The 23,998-nt window shown below is 30.6% G+C and carries 26 protein-coding genes; 7 read left to right on the top strand and 19 right to left on the bottom strand.

The window, feature by feature from the left end; genetic code table 11:
• Positions 1-4: 4 nt before the first annotated feature.
• A complete protein-coding gene (locus ACFVR2_RS01840; RefSeq protein ID WP_387358372.1) occupies positions 5-1,387 on the top strand; it encodes a hypothetical protein in 1,383 nt (460 codons plus the stop codon).
• Positions 1,388-2,003: 616 nt separating this feature from the next.
• Here the strand turns inward: ACFVR2_RS01840 and ACFVR2_RS01835 are convergent.
• From ACFVR2_RS01835 to ACFVR2_RS01815, 5 genes are all read right to left on the bottom strand, one after another.
• The gene (locus ACFVR2_RS01835; RefSeq protein ID WP_387358370.1) at positions 2,004-3,470 is read right to left on the bottom strand and encodes a hypothetical protein; all 1,467 of its coding nucleotides are present in this window, start codon (positions 3,468-3,470) and stop codon (positions 2,004-2,006) included.
• 235 nt (positions 3,471-3,705) lie between these two features.
• Positions 3,706-4,980 (bottom strand): GHKL domain-containing protein, encoded by a 1,275-nt coding sequence (locus tag ACFVR2_RS01830; protein WP_387358368.1) that lies wholly within the window; start codon positions 4,978-4,980, stop codon positions 3,706-3,708.
• A gap of 2 nt (positions 4,981-4,982) precedes the next feature.
• Positions 4,983-5,714 (bottom strand): LytR/AlgR family response regulator transcription factor, encoded by a 732-nt coding sequence (locus ACFVR2_RS01825; protein WP_387358366.1) that lies wholly within the window; start codon positions 5,712-5,714, stop codon positions 4,983-4,985.
• Positions 5,715-6,452: 738 nt separating this feature from the next.
• Entirely contained in the window at positions 6,453-7,289 is an 837-nt protein-coding gene (locus tag ACFVR2_RS01820; RefSeq protein ID WP_387358364.1) for a hypothetical protein, read from the bottom strand.
• Between the two features lie 976 nt (positions 7,290-8,265).
• Positions 8,266-8,910, bottom strand: coding sequence for a hypothetical protein (locus ACFVR2_RS01815; RefSeq protein WP_387358362.1), 645 nt, complete (start codon positions 8,908-8,910; stop codon positions 8,266-8,268).
• Positions 8,911-9,214: 304 nt separating this feature from the next.
• On the opposite strand from ACFVR2_RS01815, the gene ACFVR2_RS01810 reads away from it, so the two are divergent.
• The 4 genes from ACFVR2_RS01810 (at position 9,215) to ACFVR2_RS01795 (ending at position 12,594) form a co-directional block, all read left to right on the top strand.
• Entirely contained in the window at positions 9,215-9,661 is a 447-nt protein-coding gene (locus ACFVR2_RS01810; RefSeq protein ID WP_387358360.1) for a hypothetical protein, read from the top strand.
• Positions 9,662-9,786: 125 nt separating this feature from the next.
• Complete coding sequence (locus ACFVR2_RS01805) at positions 9,787-10,920, top strand: hypothetical protein (RefSeq protein ID WP_387358358.1); 1,134 nt, start codon at positions 9,787-9,789, stop codon at positions 10,918-10,920.
• 301 nt (positions 10,921-11,221) lie between these two features.
• Complete coding sequence (locus tag ACFVR2_RS01800) at positions 11,222-12,328, top strand: hypothetical protein (protein ID WP_387358356.1); 1,107 nt, start codon at positions 11,222-11,224, stop codon at positions 12,326-12,328.
• A 17-nt stretch (positions 12,329-12,345) separates the two neighbouring features.
• Positions 12,346-12,594 carry a hypothetical protein gene (locus ACFVR2_RS01795; protein ID WP_387358354.1) on the top strand — a complete coding sequence of 83 codons (249 nt, stop codon included), beginning with the start codon at positions 12,346-12,348 and terminating at the stop codon, positions 12,592-12,594.
• A gap of 25 nt (positions 12,595-12,619) precedes the next feature.
• Here the strand turns inward: ACFVR2_RS01795 and ACFVR2_RS01790 are convergent, their stop codons facing one another.
• The 11 genes from ACFVR2_RS01790 to ACFVR2_RS01740 all read right to left on the bottom strand — a co-directional run bounded on the left by ACFVR2_RS01790 (position 12,620) and on the right by ACFVR2_RS01740 (position 19,815).
• Positions 12,620-12,745 (bottom strand): hypothetical protein, encoded by a 126-nt coding sequence (locus tag ACFVR2_RS01790; protein WP_387358352.1) that lies wholly within the window; start codon positions 12,743-12,745, stop codon positions 12,620-12,622.
• A gap of 212 nt (positions 12,746-12,957) precedes the next feature.
• Positions 12,958-13,527: a hypothetical protein gene (locus ACFVR2_RS01785; protein ID WP_387358350.1), complete on the bottom strand. Its 570-nt coding sequence runs from the start codon at positions 13,525-13,527 to the stop codon at positions 12,958-12,960.
• Positions 13,528-13,694: 167 nt separating this feature from the next.
• The gene (locus ACFVR2_RS01780) at positions 13,695-14,171 is read right to left on the bottom strand and encodes a GNAT family N-acetyltransferase (protein ID WP_387358348.1); all 477 of its coding nucleotides are present in this window, start codon (positions 14,169-14,171) and stop codon (positions 13,695-13,697) included.
• 68 nt (positions 14,172-14,239) lie between these two features.
• On the bottom strand, positions 14,240-14,941 hold the full coding sequence (locus ACFVR2_RS01775; protein WP_387358346.1) for a DUF2711 family protein: 702 nt from the start codon (positions 14,939-14,941) through the stop codon (positions 14,240-14,242).
• A gap of 70 nt (positions 14,942-15,011) precedes the next feature.
• Positions 15,012-15,461: a hypothetical protein gene (locus tag ACFVR2_RS01770; protein WP_387358344.1), complete on the bottom strand. Its 450-nt coding sequence runs from the start codon at positions 15,459-15,461 to the stop codon at positions 15,012-15,014.
• 102 nt (positions 15,462-15,563) lie between these two features.
• Complete coding sequence (locus ACFVR2_RS01765; protein ID WP_387358342.1) at positions 15,564-15,911, bottom strand: DUF6054 family protein; 348 nt, start codon at positions 15,909-15,911, stop codon at positions 15,564-15,566.
• A 272-nt stretch (positions 15,912-16,183) separates the two neighbouring features.
• Positions 16,184-17,143 (bottom strand): aldo/keto reductase, encoded by a 960-nt coding sequence (locus ACFVR2_RS01760; protein WP_387358340.1) that lies wholly within the window; start codon positions 17,141-17,143, stop codon positions 16,184-16,186.
• Positions 17,144-17,188: 45 nt separating this feature from the next.
• A complete protein-coding gene (locus tag ACFVR2_RS01755; protein WP_387358338.1) occupies positions 17,189-17,632 on the bottom strand; it encodes a MarR family winged helix-turn-helix transcriptional regulator in 444 nt (147 codons plus the stop codon).
• A gap of 158 nt (positions 17,633-17,790) precedes the next feature.
• The gene (locus tag ACFVR2_RS01750; RefSeq protein WP_387358336.1) at positions 17,791-18,318 is read right to left on the bottom strand and encodes a DUF3916 domain-containing protein; all 528 of its coding nucleotides are present in this window, start codon (positions 18,316-18,318) and stop codon (positions 17,791-17,793) included.
• A gap of 451 nt (positions 18,319-18,769) precedes the next feature.
• Positions 18,770-18,967, bottom strand: a complete 198-nt coding sequence (locus ACFVR2_RS01745) for a hypothetical protein (RefSeq protein ID WP_387358334.1) — start codon at positions 18,965-18,967, stop codon at positions 18,770-18,772.
• Between the two features lie 335 nt (positions 18,968-19,302).
• The gene (locus ACFVR2_RS01740; protein WP_387358332.1) at positions 19,303-19,815 is read right to left on the bottom strand and encodes a DoxX family protein; all 513 of its coding nucleotides are present in this window, start codon (positions 19,813-19,815) and stop codon (positions 19,303-19,305) included.
• A gap of 224 nt (positions 19,816-20,039) precedes the next feature.
• On the opposite strand from ACFVR2_RS01740, the gene ACFVR2_RS01735 reads away from it, so the two are divergent.
• Positions 20,040-20,765: a YwaF family protein gene (locus ACFVR2_RS01735; RefSeq protein ID WP_387358330.1), complete on the top strand. Its 726-nt coding sequence runs from the start codon at positions 20,040-20,042 to the stop codon at positions 20,763-20,765.
• A 115-nt stretch (positions 20,766-20,880) separates the two neighbouring features.
• Here the strand turns inward: ACFVR2_RS01735 and ACFVR2_RS01730 are convergent, their stop codons facing one another.
• From ACFVR2_RS01730 to ACFVR2_RS01720, 3 genes are all read right to left on the bottom strand, one after another.
• Positions 20,881-21,522: a LysE family translocator gene (locus tag ACFVR2_RS01730; protein ID WP_387358328.1), complete on the bottom strand. Its 642-nt coding sequence runs from the start codon at positions 21,520-21,522 to the stop codon at positions 20,881-20,883.
• A 242-nt stretch (positions 21,523-21,764) separates the two neighbouring features.
• Positions 21,765-22,295 carry a hypothetical protein gene (locus ACFVR2_RS01725; protein ID WP_387358326.1) on the bottom strand — a complete coding sequence of 177 codons (531 nt, stop codon included), beginning with the start codon at positions 22,293-22,295 and terminating at the stop codon, positions 21,765-21,767.
• Positions 22,296-22,557: 262 nt separating this feature from the next.
• Positions 22,558-22,998 carry a hypothetical protein gene (locus ACFVR2_RS01720; RefSeq protein WP_387358324.1) on the bottom strand — a complete coding sequence of 147 codons (441 nt, stop codon included), beginning with the start codon at positions 22,996-22,998 and terminating at the stop codon, positions 22,558-22,560.
• Positions 22,999-23,223: 225 nt separating this feature from the next.
• Here ACFVR2_RS01720 and ACFVR2_RS01715 point away from each other — a divergent pair.
• A partial coding sequence (locus ACFVR2_RS01715) for a tetratricopeptide repeat protein (RefSeq protein WP_387358322.1) occupies positions 23,224-23,998 on the top strand: 775 nt, incomplete at its 3' end.

Here is a 23,998-nt window from a genome sequence, read left to right as displayed (position 1 = left end):
TCTCATGCATGTCGATTTAACTGCCATACATTGGCTTTATGTAGCATTTATAGGTTTAATTATTTTATTTTTAATTCTTAGACGTGACACAAGCCTAGTCTGCCTCGCAGGAATTTTCCTTCTTGGTCTAGTAGCAACTGAGTCACTTTCAAGTTCCGTCAGTATCCTGTTTTCAAGTTTCATATACGCCATAACTGAGTTGCTTTCTACTATTCTAGTAATCTCGATTATTGTTTCTATGAGTAAAGCATTAACTGATAGTGGAGTGCATCAAGCACTTATCAGCCCATTTACAAAGGTGATGAGAAACGCCACACTTGCCTATTGGACGATTGGTATTGTTATGATGGTAGTTTCGTGGTTTTTTTGGCCGTCACCAGCAGTCGCTTTAATTGGTGCGGTTTTACTTCCAGTTGCTTTAAGAGTTGGGTTACCAGCTTTAGGTGTTGCGATGGCAATGAATTTATTCGGTCATGGTATTGCTCTTTCAAGTGATTACGTGATCCAAGGCGCCCCGAAACTAACAGCTGACGCGGCTGGCATTCCGGTTTCAGATGTAATACACGCTAGTATTCCACTTGTGATCGTAATGGGCGTTGTGACAACTGTGGTTGCTTTTTACTTCTTAAAACGTGATATGAAAAGAGGACTTTTAACAGTAGAAATACCTGAAGAAGATACTAAAGCTGAGGAGTATTTACTTTCTTCTACACAACAAAAATGGATGGCCGCTCTTGTTTTCATTTTATTCGCAGTGGATATTTGGGCTATGGTTCATTTCAATTTACAAGGTGGAGATGCAACGGCATTAATCGGGGGTACTTCACTAATAATCCTTTCGATCCTATCCATGTTTGGACATAAGAACAAAGGATTTGAAGAAGTAACGAATTATTTAATTCATGGATTTAAATTCGGTTTTAAAGTATTTGGTCCGGTTATTCCAATTGCTGCTTTCTTCTATCTTGGGGATAGTGGATTTACGGCGATTATTGGGGATTACTTGCCAAAAGGGTCGAATGGAATTGTTAACGATTTAGGCTTTGCTTTAGCGCATGCAGTACCTGTAAATCCTGGAGTTGCGGGAGTGACATTGACAACAGTTGGAGCAATTACAGGTTTAGATGGATCTGGATTCTCTGGAATTTCGCTTGCTGGATCAGTTGCTTCGTTATTTGCTACGGCGATTGGTCATGGTATTGCAACTTTGACAGCTATGGGGCAAATTGCGGCGATTTGGGTTGGTGGAGGGACATTGATTCCTTGGGCATTGATTCCTGCGGCGGCTATTTGTAATGTTAGTCCGTTTGAGTTGGCTAGACGGAATTTGTTGCCTGTTTTGATAGGGTTGGTTGTTACTACTGTTGTTGCGATTTTCTTGATATAAAAAGTCTAAAATATAGAGTAATGTTCTCTAAGCACTTAGCAGTAGCTGTTAAGTGCTTCTTTTTAATTTTCTATCCCCGTTTTTCCAAACGTAAAAATCTATGTTCCCCTCAATTATTTATGAAAAACACCGAAGTGTCGTCTCTGTCTAGATAAAATGATTGAAGGGTGCTGACTAGGTCAGCCCCCTATGCGACTGCCCGTCCACAAAAAGAGCCTAATCCCAAGAGGGCAGGCTCTGTTTAAATATAGATTGTATTAATGATCACAACTGGACTCTAACCAACGATTTCTACCTGTCAAAGTAGATCCCTATAACAACTTGAAATATTGTAACCAACTAACGAATAATGGAAATGATTGAAAATAAACAATAAATAAATTTATAACTAAAATAATAATACATATAATTTTATTACTTGTTAAAAACGCTGATATAAAGCCGATTAAGGGTAGGAAGATCAATGCAATTTGTAGAGTAATATTTTCTAAATTATGCATTCCCCAAGGACTAACCTGAAGCATTGAATTTTTATGATACATAAAATAGTAAACTAACCAAGATATCCAAATGGCCAAATTAAATGTATATATGAAAATTGTTTTTTTCATATTGATCACCAAGTTATGCTAGCATGAGTATCTGGATGAAATGAAAACTTTTTAGCCGGTGATACAGAAAAACTAATCCCTGATAAAGCTATTGAAGGTGTTAAAGTATAAGTACTGTTTTGATGTGCATAATTCCCGTATGCATCTAGTCTTCTAGTGTTTGTAAGAGAACCTACAGAATAATACATATAACTTGATAACGTCTTTAAATATTCCGAATCAATACCTTTATCCTTGTTATCAGGAAGGTTTATTTTTAGTGCATAGCCCCCTGCTCCCTTTTTCCATTTATTACTATCTTTGGTATATTTAGCACTTTTACTTTTTGATGGGTTTCCTATTGTAGGTTTGGTTGTCCAATTCTGTTGACCATACTGAGTACTTGGATTTGGTGCCCAGAAAGATGAATTAATGCCTATACCTATAACATCTACATATGTTTGACTTGGCAGTTTAGACCAGACTACACTATTTTTTAATCTATATTCCTTTGATGATAACTTGGTAATAGTAGTAGTCATTTTTTTATAAGATGTAGTTAAAAATTCACTACTTGCTCTAGAATTTAGGTTGTCGTTTAATTTATTAATTTCATCATAATAGGTTTCTTCGTCTAATTCTATTATAATTGCTTCATTATTTGAAATCGAATATGCAATAGTCACACGAGGCTCGATAATTTTAATATAATTTGTATTTGTGCTAATAACTTCACCTTGTAAGTCTTTATTAATCTCATACTCTTCATTAGACATTGATTCGATTTCTGAATCAGTAAATCCTAAATTTAGTAATCGATTTGTTTGAGCAAAATCTAGATTATTTGAATCAAAATCAACATTTTCGTCTTCTTGGTTATGATCGTAAAACGGAATTACTGTATTTGCTGCAAAAGAAATAGGACTTGCACCATCTTCATGAACTGCCGTTACCCTTACATAATACTCTGAACTATCGGAGTAATTAAGTCCGCCATTAATTTCAAACGCTTTTTTATAAAGTATAGAAGGATCAGCTACAAAATCTGTCCCTTTTCCGTCCCTTCTAAAATTAACTTGTCCTACTTCAATTTGTTCAGAGGTAGGAAACATTCCTTTGTCTTTAGTTGTCCATGTTGTTTGGTCGGCAGGAACATCCCAGTAGGAGTGTACAGAACCGTTAAATAATATAATTTGATACTTTGTAACTCCCTCAATAGGCTCCCAAGAAATATCTAAATATCCTGTCCCTGTACCATCTTCATTAGAATATGCTTCAACTGTAGGCATAGGCATCTGAGTATACTTAGTATTTACCGCTCTACCTTGAATAATAGGCGGTGCTGTTAAACTAGATTGTGTACTTACTTGATTAATAGTTTTTTCGTTACTTGGTTTCGAAATCTCTTCAGCATGGGATTTAATAGGAATAATGGAACCTAATATCGTTGCAGCTATTGTTATAATAGTTACGTTTTTAAATAATTTAATCATAACAGCCTCCTAGTAATATTCCAATTTGGATAATTTATCCAACATTGACCATAAAGTGTATTTAGTGCTTCTACTTCAATCTTCAAATTCTTCCCTACCTACTTCCCTAATCTATCTCCTTATTATCTATTTAATATCATTTTTCGTAATAAAATTATTAAGTGTAGTAATCTGTATACTTTAATGTCGTAAATTGAAATAAAAAAAGCATAAAACATATTGTTTTATACTTTTATCACATGGGTATAATTACAAGAGCTTGAAAAAAACCTTCCTTATATGAAAAATCATAATAGCCATTCATCTTACTTACTCTTTCTTTAATACTACTAATCCCCACACCATACCGATTAACTTTTTTTTCAGATTTCAATATTGCATTTGAAAAATTTACTTCAAAGGATTTTGAAGTATTTCTAATCTTAATTAATAATTTTCCTTCTAAATATTTTAAATTTATATCAATTACTTTTTCAATTTGATCAGGAATCCTTAATACTGCTTCTATTGCATTATCTAATAAGTTCCCTAAGACTGCAGCTAAATCAATAGAATTATGATTACTGTCTATTTCAATAGGAATTTGTAAACTTAATTCATAATGAATATCGTTTCTCTTAATTTTGTCTAACTTACTACTTAATATCGAGTCAATAGATATACAACCAGTAAATTTATTGTATGAAGAGGATCCATTTATAGCTATTAATTCATTTAACTGTTTTTTTGCTTCATCTAATTCATTACATAAAATTAATGTATGTAAGTTTACTAAAATATTATTTAAATCGTGATTTAATCTAATCAATTCCTTTTGTTTATCAAGATACTCACGATAAAATTTATTCTGCTCATCGATCAACATATATTTTTGAATCAAATAATTTTTTCTAATTAAGTTATCGTAAATCTTCATATTACAAAAATTAATTATCAATAAAAAAAATAAAAAAGCTATTTTTTGATCTGTTCTATTAAAACTAGATATCCAAATAGTAATAACTGTAGATAACGTTGGTACAATGGTTAAAAGCATATACTCTATATTGCTTAGTCCAATTTCATAATCAACTTTAAAATATAATAATAGTTTAGTTATTAGAATTACAATAATAAGTGATATAAAATTTAGGCCAAAGTAGATTAGTAATGGGTAAATTAAATTCGTTTTAAAGCTATTCCCATGTATATGAGTAGTCAAAGAAAGGCCTAGTTCTACTTGAGTAAATATGAAAACAAAAAATATAGTATGATATAATTTTTTTGAAAGTCCGCCATAGAATGAAAAATTCACAGTTATTATTAGTGTCACAATAATAAAAAGAATCCTCCAGGACATTGATATATTTTCAGGTAAAAATTTTATTAAAATTATTAGTAAAGTTACTATCAATAGATATGTTTTCTTTTTTATCTTAAGGTTCAGAAATCCCGTAAAATAGTAAAATACGGAAATACTTTGAATACACACTGAAATAACTAACAAAAATAAAAATATTAATAATCCCATTATTAAGCTTCTAACTTTTTCGATATAAATTCATGATAAGCCTCTTTAACAATCTTTTTCTGACCTCGACTAATAGTCAATATATCATTATTAGATAAATTCATTTCATTTCCAGAAATAATATAAATGTAATTTAAATTAACAATTGTTCCTTGGTTTACTTTCACGAACATTAATGGATTAAGCTTCTTCTCAATTTCTTTAATTTTGCCATAGAATAAAATTGATTTTTCACCATTACAGGTAATAATTCGAATCATTCTCCCGTTTTCTGAAGAAATCGAAATGATATCAACATATTTTATCTGATATTGTATATTTTGATATTTAAAAAATAAATATTGATTATTTAACATAATTTCATCTATAGCAATTGATAAGACATGCTTTATTTTTTGGGGATCTACAGGTTTTAATAGATACCAAAAAGGAGAAACTTCAAAACTTTCAATTGTATATTTATTGTAACTAGTAACATATATAATTAATAAATTTCTATCCTGTTTTCTTATTTCTCTCGCCACATCGATCCCATTCATCTCGTTCATTTCAATGTCTAAAAATAAAATCTGATATTCAAACTCACCTAAATCTTTTCTTTTAATTAATGAATTCGGAGAAGTAAAAACATCTATATCAACTAATAAATTGTAAAATTTTTTTGTGTAATCAAGGATAATTTCTTCCAATTTCATACTATGCATTAAATTATCATCACAAATACAAATTTTCATATTATGCTTCGCTCCTTTGTTTTCTTTTTTAAAGAATGTTTATCCACAAGAAATTTTCAAAAACAAAAGTCCTACTTATCTCTCTAGTAGGACTTTTTATAATATTGGTCTATTTGCATTTATCTAAAGTAGTTATTCATTAATGATTCAATTAAAAGGATTTGATTATAAATAGGAAAAGCTTCTGGGAAATCAAAAGAAAAATATTTGCCGAGATTATCCCTACGTTGAAATATATTATGTCTTTAATTTTTAATCCCAATAGAATAGAAAATAATAATGAAAAAATAATAGGTGTAATATATCTATAATTTTGTAAGGTAAAGAATAATTGATTATTAAATAGTATTAAAAGATATGTTATTAAAAATAATATTTCATTAACTAAGATAATAGTAATTAAAACTTTTTCTTGATTTTTTTTATAATCTAAATTATATGATGTAAATCTGTCTAAAATAAAATTAAACAAAATATTAATAAAAAGAATTAATATTAGCATGACAAAAAATATAGCAAATATAGCTATTATTATATTTGATTGTGACCACTGAATATTATAAAAATTCTTTACTTCTATCAATAATAGAAAAATGATCCCAAATAATAGAGAAAAGCTTATAAAAAAAATTGGTTTAGTATTCATATTATTAACCTCTCAATGTCTGATACACTACTTAATAAATGTTGGAAATAATATGTAGCGAAATTTTATCTATTTATACTGAACTAAAATTGTTAATTATTATACTCAATTGTCTTTTCTATTTGTTCTTCTGTAATTCCCATTAATCCATACCAAGTTGGTGGTGGAAGTAAAGCTCTTTGTTCTTTTCCATCTGAATAATGTATCAATGGCCTTAACACTGTAACAGCATAAGGAGATTTTTGAAAATCTATTTTAATAGGAACTTCTTCTTCTTTTTGTTTATTTGGATTAATAACGAATGGCTTAATATTGAATACTTGTTCACCATTCAGCACTGCATCAAATTTGTTTACAACAATATTATCGCTACCGTTATTTTGCAAACTATATATGTAATTATTTTTTTCTTCTTTAATAATAGGATAAACATCCCCTACTTCTAGAGGTTTATCCGAAGTATCTTTAATTACATTTATTCCTAATTCTCCAACATTATATTTTTTCAATCCACTTTTAGTTTGTATTGTTAATTCCCTTATTTGTGTTTTACCTTCAGATAGTCCAATTATATGAAGCCCTAAAGTTTTCGCATGGTACTTTCCAATCTTAGCATTTCCATTCACTTCAAAGCTTTCAACACTAACTGAATCTTCGTTATTGAGATTAATCGCATAAATTTCATTAAACAAGTCTTTTTTATCACTTGAATAAATGTACGTAAAATTTAGAGGTGTAACTTCTCCTACTCCAAGACTATATGACCCATTTACAGGAAGAAATGTATTTGATATTGGTTTACTTATACCTTCCTTAGTTAGATCTGATTTGCTTTTCTTATTAAAAAACATTATTTGACCTGTCAATAAAACTAGTAAATAGATTGAGACAATGATTAATATAATAAATAATATTTTTCTGTTATTCATGTTTCTAACTTAGATATACTCTCCTAATTTTTTTAGTAAACGTTTACGAAATTATCTTAGCATTTTAAAAGGTAAATTTTACTAAAACACAGTGTCTTTTTTGTGAACAATTTCACATTTTTTTCAACGGCCGCGTTTACCTCTATTGAAACCCCATGAAAATTTAACAACTATGATTCTATTAACATGCATTATTCCTATATTTTTATTTAATCTTCACAATGGTACTCTTAAAAGTAAAAATTTGTAACGTTTTACTAAAACATTCACAAAAATTTCACTGAATTCATTCTCGAGATTACTATAATTAAAGTCATTATATATTACATAAAGATGTGATTGATTTGATAGTGTTCTATATGTCTTACAAAGACGCCAACAGATTAGCCGCATCTTATAGTAGTACGGATTGGTTCAAATTTTAAGATGGAATAAAATTTTCTAGTTAAGGAATAATACAGATGTTTTTTTAATTTAGGATATAGTATAAGTATTATTTAATGAAAAATTATTTTGATAGATTAAACTAAAAAAGGAGTAATTGAAGATTATGGATGAGAATGTTTTTCTAAAGGATGAGAAAGCTTTTCCTTTATATAGAATACTATCTATTTCATCAGGCATGCAGTCTTTATTTATTATGTTAAATGCACGTTTTATGATAGAAAGTATCGTGAATGTATTAGTATCATGTTTATTTTTATTAAGTTACTTAATTATTTTTATTATAATGCCTCGAACTAAACGAAATTATCAATATATAATTTTAAGTTTTTTATTATTTGTATGTATATCAATATTTGTTAATAAATAAAATAGCGGAGGTCAGCATTGAAATTAGATTATATGTCAGTTGTATCTCATCTTTTCAAACTTGTGAATATGTTCACATTTTTCACTTAACATAAAACGTGATACAACACGAAAAGCCCCGGCAAAATCGGGGCCTTTTTATCATACAAAGTGGTAATGCTTTCTATTCAGGCCGTTTAATCTGGATCTTTGTCTTTATATATTCAGTATGAGGTTTATCTTTCTGATCAACCCAGCTTACTTTTATAGAAATCTCATTTAATTTCGTTATAGCGTCTTCGAATCTCTCTTCAGGGAATAAGTTAAAGCTTCCACCTGCAGAAATACCTCCTGGAGATTTAATAGATGGAGAGATTGTGTACTCCTTAGAAACAACTTTATCTGAAAAAGATTTTTTCATTAAAATGTTCGTAATCAACAAATCGGGAGTGTACAATACTTCATAAGCATTAATTGGTAATAGACCTGAGACGATGACATTTTTCATGTATGTTTTTGCTTTTGAAACTCTAACATCGATTTCTATTCTTCCCTCAGCAGACTGATAAGTTTCAGCTCCAACTTGAAAGTTTTTACTATTTGGTAAGAACTCAGATGGATTTTTCTTCAAAATATCTGCCGATTCAACTTTCATCGTATCGTCACCATTTTCCTTTGTTGGAGAAGCTTGTACTGTAGTGGTTGGTGTAGAAACTGGTTTCGATTCCAAAGCTTCTGTTTTTTCACATGCTGTAAAAATCGACATAGTTAAAATTGTAGCACTTAATATAATTAGTTTTTTCATTTTATGAGAACGGAATAGGTTCACCCCTATTCCTCTCCTTCTTTTTTAATTTTGGTCCTTAATAAAGAGGTTCATTATAAATTATAAGTCAAATTTACATTGGAAATCTAGAACGAGGAGAAGAATTTACACCACTTTATATTACTCCGCTGCCGTCTAATAGTCATTAGAGGTTCCCAGATCCAATTAGACAACCGTAATCTCAACTAAACGATAAATAATCAAGTACTTTCTACTATTTAACAGTGGCTATCTATCAGTATTTCTAATAAAATTAAAACTGTTGCAAATCAAACGTAATTTTACAACTAGATATCGGAGGAGTATTGTGTCAACTTATAAATCACAACTGAAACGCATCGTCGAAGATTTAAAACATACTGATTTAACAATTCGATCAAATGCAATTCATGAACTAATCGTACTTTCAGAAATAGATGACCTACAATTTAATTTATTTACACTAGAATGGTTAGCAAAAGAAGCTGCTTATCCATATCCAACATCATTTAAAGAATGGGATGAACCTAGTTACCATCTGATTAATTTCATCACTGATTTCCATCTACCTGAATTAACAGAGTCCTTAATGAAATATTACCCTGAATATAGTAAGGCTGCTAAAGAAGCAGTATTTCGATACATAACCTCTTTTGATGGAGAAGAGCATGAACAAGCAATCTTGGAATTAATCGAACAAGATATTCAGAATAACCAAGTTGTTTTACCTTTAGATGTGCTATATGATAATCCTGGCATCATTATAAACTATTAGACAAGCATACCGAATTATTTGAAGTAGAAGAATATAAAACTACTTTTTATCGATTGTTATCATACTGTTTAGATAAAAATTATCTAGACCGTTTCAAACCAAAACATATCGCGCCATTGTTATTAGTGGATTATCAAAAGCAAGTAGAGGAATTTCTGCCTTACCAAAATGATTATGATATTAAATTTGTGTATGGCTCATGGAAAGAAACCTATTTACAAATCCGTTCAGTTATGTCGATCTATCTATCTTTAATGGAGTATTACTTTAATGATGAGATGACACCTTTTATAAAAGAAGCGATGTCATTTACTGACCCGTTTATTCGAACGAATGCCATTATTGCCGCTCTTCAAAGAGACATTGACGTACCTGAAGAACAACTGCTGAACTGTGCAACAAATATAGAATCCACAGAATACTTTTACTGGGAAATACTCAGAATTCGCAAAGAACATTTATTTCCTATTAAAGAGAATAAACAAGCATATTTTGCTAAAAGTCATCTGTTCCTATCTATCGTGCATGAACATGATTTTGTACCTGAAACAATCGAGTTAATCAAACATCTTGATATTGAAAATTCATATAACCAGCCAATCCGTTATTATTTAGCTTCCGTTTCATATGATGATCAAATCATTCCAGCATGGGTAGGTGCTTATGCACTTGAGGAAGAAGATGACTCTGTTCACATGTGGGAAGGTACTTATTTAGAAGATGGACAGTTCAATGAAAAATCAATCGAAGAGCACGTACAATTATTTATGGACAAAAGAGAGAATGAAAAAGAAGAAGATGCTTCAATTGTATACTACGAAAGTAAGCCTAAATTAAGTAAATGGTTCTACACTTGGTACCTCTTACTAGCTATACGAGGATACCGAGCATTTACCACAATGGACCCAGTATACATCACTTTAACAACTTTATTTGCAATTTTAATTGTTTCATATCAAATCTATAAAACGAAACTATTAAAAAATAAAATCGAAATCATCGGAAATGCTGTCCGATATACCGAAAAAGATGCTCACTCTCAAATTTTACTAGAAGACATCAAAAAAATAACAATTCAAAAGTCTAACATGAAAGCAAGACTTCTTGACCGCCGTTCCAAAGTTGTAGCCATTTACAACAAACAAAACAAAGTTGCATTAGAATTTCCTTTAGAATGTGTATCTTACGATGAATTCGCATTTGTTGTAGATGAACTGACTGATCATTTAAAAGAACAACCGCATATTCAGCAACCATGATTTAATAAACAAAAATAGCCTGTATGTACGATTTGCAAGTAATCGATGATACAGGCTTTTTATTTTATATTTCAACAAAGTATATAGTTTAAGTTATCCCATAGCAAATCGTAATGACCACAGTTAAAAATGGAGTATAGTACATAGTTTAATTTTCATCAATTCATGAATTAAGTGAACTTTATGTGTCCAAGTAGAATCTTGTAAAATTGAAAATGAGTTCATGCTATACTTAATATGAGTTTGGTAAAGATTTCCTTTAACCATACCGATTCTACAAAATAATATAAAGGAGAAAAAAATGGAGAGCAATTTTGATGAAAGTGTAGTAGAACTCCAAAAGGTATTGGACCCTCTTATTTCAGCTGCTAATTCCAATTACAAAACGGTAAAAAAGAAAAACGGATTTGAGCGAATGTGGATACCTCTTTTCTTATTTTATCCATTTAAACAGTTAGTGTCGCTGATAACAATTGGACAATATGGTATGAAAGTATCAAAATTACAAGTTGGCGCTGGGATAACGGGTCTTGTTGCAACAATTACCAAATTTCTTCCTATTCCAGAATCATGGTTTAAATGGGGCTATGATTTTTATCATCAACATTCATTTTGGCAACTCATTATATATGGATTGATAATTTGGTACATTGTAACAGTTATATATACCTTTCTTCAGATGCCGAATTGGAAGAATGAAGATTTATTCCATATTGATGCATACAGAGTTTTTAGACCGAATGAATACGCAATTGTTCAACCGTTTTTAGGTACAACCTTTTCAATTGAATCATTAAATAATTTCATGTTACGAAACAGTGGTGAACGTGCCATCCGTGAGATAAAAGATATGACAGTAGAAGAGGTCAATAGATTACAAGATATAGTTGAAGATATGAATTTTACAATTGAATCGTATGAGCAAAATATACTGTTCCTTAATAAGATTCTTATTCATTTAGATGAAAATATTGAATTTATCGCTAATGGGACACTTGATTACCAACATCTCTATATAATGGAATCCCCATTTTGTATCTATAAAGTGAAAGATGGACAGTTTAGTCTACTACATAAAGAATATCCTAGACGTTCATTTAAAGATGAATTTAATTGTAAGGACTCTCATATGGTGAATGAACCCTACGTAAGATGTTATTTTCAAACTGATGAACTTATTTTACAAACAGATGACTCATACTCATATAAGATTTATATTGAGAGTAAAGATGAGTATTGGATCATTACGTTTTTCGTGAATCTTCAAGATGAAGTTACATTGCAAGAATTCTTAGAAAATAGTATACTTTTAGGACAAAGTGAGATATTACAAACAGCAGATATTCATAGAATCCTAAAGTCGCACTCTAAGATTATTAGCGAAAAACCACTGGTTTCTTCAAAATAATAAGAGAGGTGAATTATATGTTAAAAGAAGAATCTAGAAGAATTAACGATAGAAATAGAAAAAGATATAGTAAAGTTCGAGCTTATGCAAATAATTCAACTGGTGCTGTAACAGTAACAATTGGTGATCGAACGATAGTTGCAAAAGATAATTCACTAGAAAGTGTTATTGGCGAAGTTCGAAAACAACGAAAAGATCGATTAGCGCAAAGTAGAAATCAAACTGCAAGATTTATGGAAAAATTAAATAGTATAGGAAACAAATAGGAGCCATAAAATGCGGCTCCTATTTTTAATATTCTTTGATTTTTTTAAAAAACTCGTTTGTTTTCTGTTTTGACAATTTCAACTTTCTCTCTCGCTCTTCCCTATTCTTCTCGATAATTTTCTTAATCGTTGGAAGTTCCTTCTTTTTCATTACACTACCTCCTCATAAGAAAATATTCACAGTTTCATTTCGTATACCAATGAAATTAAATATTTTTAGAATTAGTAATTAAAATATCAAGATGAACTGACAGATCATTTAAAAGAACAAACACATATACAGCAACAATGATTTAATAAACACAAAAAGCCTGTATCCACGATTATCAAGTAATCAATGATACAGGCTCTTTATTTTATAACTTAGTATATTTGTGATATTGTTCTGTCTAGTACCCATTTACCATCCTTATATACATAATAAAAATTTTCAATTCGGTTATCATTTTTATTAATTGGCATGATATCGATTTCAAGTGCCCTAACTTTCTCAAAGACACTAACTTCAACATCAGCCCAGCCTTTCATTCTACTAATCTGATATACGCTATCAACTTTTCCTTTTGTTTTCATTCTTTCTTCAAATAAAGTTAGCGATCGCTTCGTTAATTCTGTTTTTGTTTCATTTGTAAAATAAACTATATCTTCGATTGGCTTGTAAATACTTACCGAAAATATCAAAAAAATCCCTAACAACCCGATTGTTCTAAAAGCAGCCTGAAAAGAATACCTGACAGTTTTTTTAAAGTATTTTCCCATCAATAAAAAATAAAGAAAATACGTTAAAACAATAACTAAAATTGAAAGTGCAAAATCAAATATTGAAATAAATAACCATCGACCTACAAATGATTTAGTTTGAGGTATACCAACGCAAATAGCTATTAGCACAGTTAATAAAAATGGAGCATAGTACAATAATTTAATTTTCATAGTTAACCTCTAAAAAAGATAAATACAGAATTTTTATTAAAAATGATTGTACCATTTTGAGTAAAACTTTAATTCCTTCAATAGTAGGGTATTTTATATAGTACAATTTTTCCTTATAGATAAAAAGAGCCATTTATTTGGCTCCAAGTTATGTACATCTCTTTTATTTATCTTAATCGAAACTCCATTTTTCTATTTTTTGTTGCCATTCCAATTGACTCATAAAAATGGATTGCATTTTGATTACTCTCCGAAACTCCCAATTCAATACTATCAACGTTCAATTCTTTCGCGAAATCAATAACAGAATGCATGAGTTTTCTTCCAATACCCTTTTTTCTACTCGCATCATCAACACATAAACTATTTACAAGTAAGATTTTCCTTGCATTAACAAATGAGTTTTCAGGTATTGCTTCTTCCTTCAAAACTGCCACGCCTACTATTTCAGTACCTAGAGTTGCCACAAGAATATGTTGTTTATTATCTTTTAGTTGGTTATTGAATTCCTCTTCACCTACTGGAGTTGAGTTCTTCTTGTATAGGTCCGGTCTTTCAAAAACGTGTAAATCGTGAACTTGTCTAAATAATGATATTAATGACTCGTAGTCTTCTTGATTGGCATTTCGGATTGAAATCTCCATGCATTTTCACCTCTTTGGTTGTTTTACCTTTGCAGTAGTTTATTAACTCGCATCTTTTTAAAAATAGATCAGTTGAATATACTCCAAACTATTTCTGTTTGATCATCACAGTAAAATCCTTCTAAATTACATGCTTTAACAATTTTTCCGATTGTACTTTTATCCGAACAGAGCATGGAAAAGGGACTATCCCAATGCGTAGTTAGCAATATATTATGATCATGCGTAAAAAAATTTATATGACCATTTGGAAATGTTTTATTAGCTTCAATCAAGTCATCAATATATTCTAACTTCCGTTCTGTACAAAATTCATCTCCATTCCAAATCCATTCGTGGCCTTCGTTTTTAATAGTGCTAAGAATTGAATTCATTAAAATTTCTGGGAAGGAGCCTTCAGTTGGAATGATTAATTGATGTTCTTCACAACACTTTTGAATTACTTTTTCAGTTTCTGCATTTTGGTATTTTGGCTCTAATCCCGTTATGTAAGTCCTTAATCCTATATCTAATTCTTTGTAAGTTTTAATTCCAGAAATAGTTAAAAACTGCTTCCAACTTACCACTTCACAATTATTAATAATGTCATTTTTGCCCGGATAATTATCATACTCAAATGAATCATAATCCAATGTAATAGGCTTAATAAAAGGATGATAAAAAATATAAACTTCCTCGAATACTCCTTTATAACACTCTTTAATAGACATATCAATAGAGGCACATACTGAATACCTGTGAGGTTCTGGTAATATTCTTGTATTGTTCATAAATTTCACCTGCCTACTTCTCTTGTTAATCCTTGTTTCTTAATTATCACCTTATTAAACATTCTACTACTTAATCTTCTGGATCTTCTTCAAGAATCCAGGGAATATTAGCTTTAAAACTTAACTGTAAGACTGGAATTGGCAAGGCTTCTGGCAAAAACTCTAATTCTTTTGAGAAACCGATTATAAAATTCTCGATCTCAATTGTATTTGTTTTATTAAAGTTTGAATTAGTACATAATTCGCCTTCTAGTACTCTACCAACAAAATAATAATTACCTAAGTATAAACGCCTCGCTTTTACCTCAGTAGGGAATTCTGAAAGATGCGCTGGTTTTACTGAATTAATTCCAAGTTTCTCAAAAATATCGTTTACAGTTGGGTTAAAAAACTTTGTAGCAACAAGGTAATTTTTACAATATAAGCAGTTACAGACTTCTATATCTTTATTATAAAATTCTCGTGTTCTATCAATATCAACTTCGATTAGCCATTTTCCTATTCTAATTTGTTGCAACATCGTAATCCCCATTCTGTCATACTGAGTACTATTTTAAACTTTCATTTGTTAACATTAAATCCGCTGTAACAGTAAAAAAGACAACTACACTCTAATAATGAATTAATTATCCTCAATTATTTCCAATATATTAGCTGCCAACTTTTGTCTGATTGGTTTAATAAAACTTTTCCCTGCTCCCCAACCAATATCGAATATTCCATCTCCATTACCTGAGGAAATGCACTTAACATACGTCACACCACTAAAGTCATCAATTGTAACTGTCAGTGTTGCTGTACTATTGTTTCTAAAAAAGAATTTTTGAAATACTAGGATTACAATTTCTTTCTCCTCAGCACCTTTATTATCCTGAAAAATTAAATTAGATTGTAATTCTGTGTCTTCTAAAATAAGTTGAGTTGCTTGAACTGGCTTTATGTTTACAGTGAATTCTAAGTAATGTTTCATTTGATCACTTATCCTCCTTTAAATGAGATAAATAAAAATACATCTGAATTAGTTCACTTTTATTCTATCAATTATTACTTTTAATTTTCCAAAGCAAATTATCCTATTTAATTGAATTAAATTCCATTTTACGGAATAAAAAAAGGTGACTAAACAGTTGATCAATACAATGTATTAAATTTGAAGCATCTGATATTACTTCAACACTTAAGGAGAAATAGAAAAACACGACTGTCTAATAAAAACAGTCGTTAATTTTAATTATCAATTTTCTAGTTAAATCTTACACCATTCTTAAATTCCATTTTTGGAAAACTACTACCAGCGATCTTATCTTCAGGTATTGCTTTCTCAATTCTTTCAATATCATCAGCACTTAATTTAACGTCTACAGATTTTAGTGAATCTCTAAGAGTAGTTCGTCTTGATGCACCAACTAATGTGATGATGTCATCCCCTTTTGATGAAAGCCACGCAAGAGCCAGTTGTGGAATTGTTATATTTTTCTCATCAGCTATTTTACGTAGTTCTTCAACAAGTTCAAGATTTTTATCTATATTTCCTTCAGCAAACATTGGAATATATGATTTTGCATTATTTTTTGAAAAAGTACCACTAAGTAATCCATGTGCAATTGCGCCAAATGCAACTACTCCAACGCCAAGCTCTCGTGCTGTTGGTAAAATTTCTTTTTCCATGCTCCTATTAAACAGGGAATATTCCGTCTCGATAAAGCTTATTGGATGAACAGAATTTGCTTTCCTTAACGTTTCAGCATCAACTTGTGTAATCCCAATCTGTTTTACATAACCTTCCTTAACCAAGTCAGAAATTGCGCCGATCGTTTCTTCAACAGGAATGCCTAAATCAATTCGGGCTGGTTGGTAAAGGTCGATATAATCTAAATTTAATCTTTTAAGTGTATAAGTAAGATAGTTTTTGATCGATAACGGTCTCACATCTAATCCATAAAATGAGCCATTAGGTGCAGCTAATACCCCAAACTTTACTGATACAAAAGCTTTCTCTCTCTTTTGACCTTTTAGTGCTTCACCAATTACCATTTCACTCTTTCCAAAACCATAAAAGTCTGCTGTATTTAAATGATTAATTCCAGAATCAAGTGCTTCATGGATTGTAGCGATATTTTCAGACTTATTAGCGTCATTTATCATCCCACCACAACCTAATCCAAGTTTATAAAGTTCTGAGATATTACTTTTATTGATCATCTTAAGTTTCTCCTCTTCTTCATTATTGTTTTAGATTGCTACTGTTCAATCCCTAAATCTGTTCGTACTATCAAATATCTTTTTTAAAGATCTCATCGTAATAAGCAATTCTTCTTCTGTTAATTCTTCTGTAAATAAATCCACCATTTCTTGAATTTTTTCATGAATCTCGGGCATAATGTTTTTAGCTTTTTCAGTTAAATATAACCGATAAGCCCTACTATTTTTTTCGTGTTGCTCTTTATTTACATAATCTAGATCGATTAGTTTTTTAATCGTTCTTGCTGACATAGCCTTATCATGACCGATTTCTTCGCTCAGTTTATTTTGGCTAATTCCTTCATTTTTTTCTAAAGTAATTAAATATAAAAACGAGCCACTACTAAGTTCATACTTTTTTATAACTTTGTCTAAATAAATTTGTGTGTTTCTAAAAATCTTGCTGTTGAGCATGATGAAATGCATGGTTTCTTTTTCTATTGTAATCACCATCTTTATTTTTGTTGACTAATCAACACTTATTGTATTCTTTTGTTGTTGATTAGTCAACAGTTAGTGTAGAAACAGATTTCAACTAATACTTTTCTTCATATATTAAAAACCCTCGAACTAGTGAAAGCTTCAGGGTTTTCTCCTTACATCTATTCTTATGATAAATTTCCAATAAGCCACATCGTTTCATTTTCTCTAGCTTTAAAATTACAATGATAGCCTTTTACTTCTAAGTACGATGGAACATTTATTTGCCACTCTCTTTGTAAGTAATTCGGGTCAACAATTGGAATCATTTCTTTTTCAAATCTACCACTATGATAAAGCCCTCGGTAAAAATCATCTAATCCTGCTTTAGTATAAAAAATGGATACTATCATATACTCCATATGCGGAAGAAAGAAGTAACACATTACTCGATATCCACTTTCTTTTGATGTTTTCAGATTATGTAAATTACTAACTAAATTAATAATCTCTTGTAGAAAATCTCTTTTTTTACGTCTTGGAATTAAATCAAACTCACCAATTAATTCGAACATTCGAAAATGAAAAGCATCATACCCCTTATAAGTACTACTTGTTGAACGGGGAGTTGTGAGTTTTTTAGAAAGTTCGGTTAATTCCCTTTTGAGGTTACGAATTCGTCTTCGTTCTCCTCTTAGTTTCTTTTGTCTTGTCATCAATAAATACCTCGTTATTCCATCAATTTATCTTTCTTCATTATACCCCATTAATCTTACCCTTTCTTTTAAGTATCATCAAAGTTAATAAGTAACTCTTGCTTTAGTTGAAGTATAGAATGAAGTTAATATTTTAACTGGAGTCAACAATCCCTATAACTAAACACGATCTACAAGTTTTTTGTCTTAAACAAAAAAAAAGAGCAAGAGAAATGCTACTCTTACTCCCTCGATTCATGGTCCTTATATATCTCATTTAAAAATCTTCTTACTTCCTCATCAAGATCTTTACACCAATATGGTTCATCCATCAGATGTATTCGAGTGCTCTGAATTGTGCTATACCTCGTAATATTAATTCATAATCTAAATTAATCTGGTTAGTACTTCTCTAAATTTTTTTATACAATAAAATAGTTAAAAGGAGCGATAGAATCATCTATCTCTCCTTTTAACTATTTTGATCTTCACTTTCATTTAAACGGTTTAATTTCTTTTGATTTTCTTTGATCCAAAAACTAATAAAAACAACCGAAACATACATAAATGCTGTCATGTACATCAAATGAACTTCTTCTAATTGTTTTAATAAAGTAGTTAATACACCTGCAGCAATTGTTATTTGTAGCAACACAAAATGAAATCTCATATTTCCCATTCCTTTTTACTTACTTTTCTTATTTAAAAATATGTTTTAAATTTCAAACGTCTTTTTTTCCTATTGTTCACAATATTGTAACATATTAAAGCAAAAATCATAACGATTTTAAAATACCGGTATTTTCCAAATAATTTATTATCAATTTTCCATTAATGTAGTTGTAGTATGTACGATCGTTTACACTAAAAAAAGGATAGAAATAGTAGAATTCACTTCTACATTTCTATCCTTTTTTATAAATAATTAAAATAATAATATGATTGCTTATAATGTTGAATTATTATTGTTATTTCAATGAACTAACGATGTTTTCTCTTTTTAACTTATGCTAGTTTTTTTTCTACTTGATGATTTTGCTTTATTCCACCTAATTTGGGAACAAATTTAGTAATAAAATAATCTAAACCAAATCGACCTGCATTTGATCCTGCTACAATAATGAATATACTTAATAAAACTAATTGTGGGTTAATGCTTGTCGTTCCACTAAACATGAATGCAAAGTTCATCATAAGTGCAAAGAATGTTGCTGTTTTTGTAAAGCAACCAATGATTAAACCAAGACCAATAGCAAATTCGCCGACCGGTACTAAGAAATTAAATAAGTCCACATGCGGGATAGCGAAATTTGTTAAAAAATCTGCCCACCAACCTTGAACAGCTGGGTGCTCGCCCGTTGCACTTTTTACTGCGAAAGCAAGGAAACCTGACGCATCGAATCCTCCACTTGATAATTTGCCCCAACCTGCAGTGATAAACTCGTATCCGACGTACAGACGAAGAATGGTTAATACACCTGCAGCGATTTTATTGTTTCGTAGGAAATTAATAAACATATATACTCCTCCAGTTGATTTAATGAAATTTATGTGTGCTATGTTTACAGATTGATTATACAATACACATTGTGAATATTTTCACATTATTAGTGAACATTTTGTGTCTTCACATAGCAAACAAATTGAAAACGAGTCAAAAACTGAACGCCTGTATAGAACTAACAAAATTTGCCCCAAACTAACAATACTCATAAAATCAAATCAATTAATGGGGTATTATGTTGGAAAGATTTTTTCAATTTCATTCAAAATTAGGTCCGTTTCACCTTTTTTCATTAAATCACCTATTAACAATCGGAATCATATTGATTCTCAGTATTCTACTATTATTCTTTAGAAAACAGATTCAAGAATCAGAGAAAAAACGGTTTTTTCGTTTCTCTTTAGCATTTCTCTTATTGGCTTCTGAGATTTTTTATCATATATGGCTTGTGTATGAGAATGCTTGGTCGCTTAAAACGGGGTTACCACTTGAACTTAGTGATATTACTGTCATTCTGGGAATTATAATGCTTCTGACAAATAGCTATAGAGTGTTTCAATTCATGTATTTTGCTGGGTTAGCCAGTTCTATCCAAGCCATCCTGACACCTGATCTTGGCCATTATTCGTTTCCGCACTTTCGATATTTCGAGTTTTTTGTTTCGCATGGAGGAGTGGTGCTTGCATGCTTGATTATGGTGGTGGCCAGCAAATATCGACCGACCATACCATCCATGTGGGTGACCATTCTCATTGTTAACATTTATGCAGCTTGCGTATTTTTCGTTAATAAGTTGTTGAAAGCTAACTTTATGTATCTCATGAAAAAGCCCGAAAATGCTTCTCTATTAAATTATCTAGGACCTTGGCCATGGTATCTTCTCTCGGCAGAAATGGTGATGATTGTGAGCTTTTACATTTTGTATAGCCCGTTTTGGTTAAAAAGGAAAATAGAAAAAAGGTAATCGAAGTTCTTTACATATGTCTTGAAGATTTAAGAGAAAAAAAAGAATTTTTAATTTATAAAAAAAAGCCAATCCTTAGTCTAGGAATTGGCTTTTTGTATGTTGATTATCTCACTTAATTTAATAAATTTTTGTACCCATCCATGAATACATGACCTGCAAAGTAAAGGAAAATGATTGCTGCAATAAAAGAGAAAATATTAAGTATTTTTGGACCTACTAGATGTTCAGCTTTCTTAACAACGATCGGTAATAAAAGTGACCATAATAGATTAAACAAAAGGAAGCCACCAAAAAAGTAAAAGATTTCGATTTTAGAGTGATTCTTTATGGTCGCAGAAATAATACTTCCTCCAACAGTTGCAAACCAAAGAAAACCAGATGGCGACGAAGCTGTTAAGGTAAATCCTTTAAAATAATCCTTTAAAATTGATCTTTTAACTTTACTGTTATCTGCTTCTAAGTTCAAGCTTCTTTGCTTAAACGCATCTTTTAACATGAGATATGTCATATAGATAAGAACTAATGTACCACCTACCCAAAGTACATATCTAACGTAAATATTATTTAATAAAAGGGATAAACCTACTAGCGATAAAATTGCATAAAGTAAGTCTGAAGTGGTTGCGCCTAACCCCATATAAATACCAGGGGCAGTGCCTCTAGTCAAACTTGTTTGTATAACAGCGACATTCGCAACGCCTATATCAAAACATAGAGATGCAGAAAGAGCAAATCCAACCATAAAAAGTTCCATATTGATAATTCTCCTGTATTTAAGCACTTAAATGTATATTATATAGTTTGTGAGAATTATTTTATATAGTTTTTAATTTATAAGAGTCTATACTTTTTTATAAGATACATAGAAGCTCTAAATTCTGTAAGTATTATACGGTAATTTGTTTTGCTATACCCTCTTTAATAAATAAAAATAGAGCTACAAATGTGACTCATGATTCAACTAGAGCATTGGTTAGATTTATAACAATGTAGCTATTATTTTAATTTGTTGTGTAAAACTTTTTTCATTAACTCATTTGTAATTATCAAAGCTTCACTTTTGCTATTCGCTGGACCTGTAACCACCCATCCGTCTTTACCTGACCAACCTTTACCATTATGATCTTCTCTAAGTTCCTCGATCGTCACTTTGTTAAAATCTTTGTTAGCAAAGATAATGCCATAACTATCGATTTTTGGATGTCCATTTTTAAAGTAACCATATTCAATTATCCCCATGCCATTTTGATCAAATGCTATTTCTAATTTACGATCTTTATTTGGATTAGGATAATTAGCACCTTTAACATCAATTGACCCTATAAACCTTCTTTTTCCTAATAAAGAATGATGAAGTTTGCCCTTTATTTTTATCGTCACAGCATTTACCTGATCATGACCTGAACCCAATTGATATTCAACACCCTTTATTGACTCATTTACAGTCTTTGGGATGAAATAATAAACACCAAATCCAATAGCGACTAAAAAGATGAGAAGTATACTAGAAACAATGACCTTTTTCAAAAAAATCACCTACATTCGTTAACTTTCATGTTCCTACTTTTTTAAACATCTCAATATAAATTTTTGAAAGCAATTAATTTATATATTTCGATAAACATAAATTTATTCCTTTTTATTCCAATACAGGTTGAGCAACAAAAAATGGTCTGCCGAAACAGACCTAATTTCAGTTGAAATATTGGATGAAGAAGATTTTAATACACCTTAGGATTATCTATAATTAACCACATATTTTCTTCATCTTACCCATTAACTATTCCTGTTATTTTGTGATGGGGATTAAGATTTTCAGGTTTTCTTTACATTTAATATAGTCAGCGACTCCAATTACATTTTCGGCAAAATTAACTATTACACCTTGAGGATAAAAGACTTCAATTTTACCTTCAACCTCTAATCCAATTGGATATTTTTCTTTTGTACTGTTCCAAGTATTTATTCGAACCTCACTATGTTTATTCCATGTTATATAAAATTCTTTCTCGCTAATCTCATTACCACCATCATCAAACAGTTCACTTACATCTAATAACCCTTCAGCTAAATAATAATGATGTTCGTCGTCTTTACGGTTTGACGCAATGTACTTGTTTTGTGTAACTGCAATTTGTTTGATTGCATAGCCATCATCTTCTACTTCAATATAGGTAGTGCCTCTAATATATTCGTCTTCCCAACTGAATATCGCTTCATACAGGCTCATCCCTTCGGAGTATCTTGTCCTAATAATACCATTTCCAATGAATCTAAGACTTAAAGAATTGAAAATTCATATTAGCCTATGTTTCCTCTTAATACGAAAATCCAATTCGTTTTTGAGACTATGTAACTAGCCTAGTAATACAAAAAGAAGCATATAATCAAAACGGTGAATCAGATTAATACAAAAAAATAAAGGAGAAGGCTGTTTTTTCTTTAGAATATCATCTTGCATTTATTAATTATTCTTTTGTTTGAATTTATAGATTCAATGAAAGAGGTGAGTGCAATTAAATCATTTTTAAAACTAATCTTAATATTAACTTTTGGCCTGGTTTTAGGCGGGTGTAGCTCTCTGGCAACTTATTACAATAATAAAGGCTATAAAGAAGAACAAAACGGGAAGTATGACGAGGCTATTGCTCATTTAAACAAGGCAATAAAAAACAATCCAAAAATGTGGGAAGCTTATAACAATCGCGGACTGGTATATAATGACAAAAAAATGTACGATCAAGCCATTTCTGATTACAATAAGGCGATTGAATTGAATCCGAAAGAGTATAAGCCATACAGCAACCGGGGGCTTGCCTACTACAATAAGCAGATGTATGATCAAGCTATTTCTGACTTAAATGAGTCGATAAAATTAAAACCTGATTTTGCTACATCATATAGTAACCTTGGGCTTGTCTATCTGGAAAAACAAATGTACGATGTGGCTATTTCTGATTTTGACAAAGCAATTGAATTAGATCCGAAACAATATATGGCCTATACCAACCGCGGGCTTGCCTATTACTATAAGCAGATGTATGAACAGGCCATTGCCGATTTCAATAAGTCCATTGATTTGAATTCAAAATACTACCTGACATATAACAACCTTGGACTTGTCTATAACGATAAGCAAATGTATCTACAGGCCATCTCCAATTACAACAAGGCCATTGATTTGAATCAAAAAGACTATCAGGTATATGACAACCGTGGGCTTGCCTATA

This window comes from Gottfriedia sp. NPDC057991, from assembly GCF_042886615.1.
Taxonomy (GTDB): domain Bacteria; phylum Bacillota; class Bacilli; order Bacillales; family Bacillaceae_G; genus Gottfriedia.
Note: the sequence above shows the minus strand (reverse complement) of the source record. Positions and strands in the feature narration are given on the sequence as shown.